Genomic DNA, 3,046 nt, shown 5'->3' on the forward strand with positions numbered 1-3,046 from the left:
AGCAATATGTTCACATCAAAGCGTTTAAACTTATTTGTGTATTTTATAGTGGCCAAGCTATGAAGGGCAAACGGTGGATGCCTTGGTGCCAGGAGGCGAAGAAAGACGTGGAAAGCTGCGATAAGCTTCGGGGAGCTGCTAAACAAGTATAGATCCGGAGATTTCTGAATGGGGAAACCTGTCACGGTTAATGCTGTGACATCCATACATGAATAAATAGTGTATGGAGGCGAACGGGGAGAACTGAAACATCTTAGTACCCCCAGGAAAAGAAAGTAAAAACGATTTTCCAAGTAGCGGCGAGCGAACGGGAAAGAGCCCAAACCATTGACTTCCGGGTTAATGGGGTTGTAGGACCGATCATAAGTGAACCTTAATTTGATAGGAGAATGAGCTGGAAAGCTCAGCCAGAGAAGGTGAAAGCCCTGTATCTGAAATTGAATGAGGCACGATCGGCACCTGAGTAGGACGGGACACGAGAAACCCTGTCTGAATCTGGGAGGACCATCTTCCAAGGCTAAATACTACCTGGCAACCGATAGCGAACAAGTACCGTGAGGGAAAGGTGAAAAGCACCCCTGTGAGGGGAGTGAAATAGTACCTGAAACCGTTTGCTTACAAACAGTGGGAGCTTTGGCGTTAGCCGGAGTGACCGCGTGCCTTTTGCATAATGAGTCAGCGAGTTACTTAACGAAGCAAGGTTAAGCCGTAAGGTGGAACCGTAGCGAAAGCGAGTCTGAATAGGGCGATTAAGTTTTGTTGAGTAGACCCGAAACCAGGTGATCTATCCATGTCCAGGGTGAAGCGCGAGTAAAATCGCGTGGAGGCCCGAACCGCCACAGGTTAAAAACTGTTCGGATGAGGTGTGGATAGGGGTGAAAGGCCAAACAAACCTGGAGATAGCTGGTTCTCTCCGAAATATATTTAGGTATAGCCTCACAAGTTTCTTCTCGGGGGTAGAGCACTGGATGGGCTAGGGGTCTCACCAGATTACCAAACCTAACCAAACTCCGAATACCGAAGAAGTGAGATTGTGGGAGTCAGCCCGCGGGAGCTAAGTTCCGCGGACGAGAGGGAAACAACCCGGAGCACCATCTAAGGTCCCCAAATCTATGCTAAGTGGGAAAGGATGTGGAAATGCCCAGACAACCAGGAGGTTGGCTTAGAAGCAGCCATCCTTTAAAGAAAGCGTAATAGCTCACTGGTCGAGTGGTTCTGCGCCGAAAATTCAACGGGGCTAAAGCATAGTACCGAAGGTGTGCAATTGGTCTTATGACTGATTGGTAGGAGAGCATTGTGTTTGTATAGAATCGTGACCGTGAGGTCATGTGGAGTAAACACAAGAGCCCATGCTGACATGAGTAGCGATAAAGGGGGTGAGAAACCCCCTCGCCGATAGCCCAAGGTTTCCTGAGTAAAGCTAATCTTCTCAGGGTTAGTCGATCCCTAAGCCGAGGCCGAAAGGCGTAGGTGATGGAAAACAGGTTAAAATTCCTGTACCACCTTAGTTATCGTTTGAGAGAAGGGGGGACGCAGGAGGGCAAGTCATCCGTCTGTTGGAATAGGCGGTTTAAGCCTGTAGGCTGGAAGAGCAGGTAAATCCGTTCTTTCACAAGGCCGAGAGGTGATGACGAGGTTCGTAAGGACCATAAAGTGACTGCACCCATGCTGCCAAGAAAAGCCTCTATCGAGATAACGGGTGATCGTACCGCAAACCGACACAGGTAGGCAGGGAGAGAATCCCGAGGCGCTTGAGAGAACCCTGGTTAAGGAACTCGGCAAAATGATACCGTAACTTAGGGATAAGGTATGCCTTTATTTGTGAGTGGACAAGCATCACAAAGCGAATGAGGGTCGCAGAGAAATGGCGGTAGCGACTGTTTACTAAAAACATAGGACTCTGCAAAGTCGCAAGACGAGGTATAGGGTCTGACGCCTGCCCGGTGCCGGAAGGTTAAGGGGATTTGTCAGGGCAACCGAAGCATTGAACCGAAGCCCCGGTAAACGGCGGCCGTAACTATAACGGTCCTAAGGTAGCGAAATTCCTTGTCGGGTAAGTTCCGACCTGCACGAATGGCGTAACGACTTCCGCACTGTCTCAACCAGGGACTCAGCGAAATTGTAATGGCGGTGAAGATGCCGCCTACCCGCGAAAAGACGGAAAGACCCCGGCACCTTTACTACAGCTTGACATTGGATTTTGGGATATAATGTGCAGGATAGGTGGGAGACATAGAAGCAGGAACGCCAGTTTTTGTGGAGTCACCCTTGAAATACCACCCTTTATATTCTATGGTTCTAACCAAGGCCCCTGATCGGGGTTTGGGACAGTATCTGGCGGGTAGTTTGACTGGGGCGGTCGCCTCCCAAAGAGTAACGGAGGCGCGCGAAGGTTCCCTCAGGCTGATTGGAAACCAGCCCGAGAGTGTAAAGGCATAAGGGAGCTTGACTGCGAGGGAGACATTCCGAGCAGGTACGAAAGTAGGTCTTAGTGATCCGGCGGTTCTGCATGGAAGGGCCGTCGCTCAACGGATAAAAGGTACGCCGGGGATAACAGGCTTATCGCCCCCAAGAGTTCACATCGACGGGGCGGTTTGGCACCTCGATGTCGGCTCATCACATCCTGGGGCTGGAGCAGGTCCCAAGGGTTCGGCTGTTCGCCGATTAAAGTGGTACGTGAGCTGGGTTTAAAACGTCGTGAGACAGTTTGGTCCCTATCTTTCGTGGGCGCAGGATATTTGAGGAGCTCTGTTCCTAGTACGAGAGGACCGGAATGGACAAACCAATGGTGTTCCTGTTGTCGCGCCAGCGGCATAGCAGGGTAGCCAAGTTTGGAAAGGATAACCGCTGAAAGCATCTAAGCGGGAAGCCAACTTCGAGATAAGATATCCCATCTATTTATAGACTAAAGACCCCTTGAAGACTACAAGGTAGATAGGCCGGGTGTGTAATCACAGTAATGTGTTAAGCTAACCGGTACTAACAGGTCGTGAGGCTTGGCCACTTTTAAAAACCAATTTAGGTTTAAACGTTTTAATGTGAAGAT

At 50.0% G+C, this 3,046-nt stretch carries 1 rRNA gene; it reads left to right on the forward strand.

The annotated features are described in order from the left end of the window. Positions 1-50 precede the first annotated feature (50 nt). Positions 51-3,004: ribosomal RNA gene (locus tag MTBBW1_RS26965) — 23S ribosomal RNA — on the forward strand. Positions 3,005-3,046 lie beyond the last annotated feature (42 nt).

It is taken from the genome of Desulfamplus magnetovallimortis (genome assembly GCF_900170035.1).
Lineage (GTDB): Bacteria > Desulfobacterota > Desulfobacteria > Desulfobacterales > Desulfobacteraceae > Desulfamplus > Desulfamplus magnetovallimortis.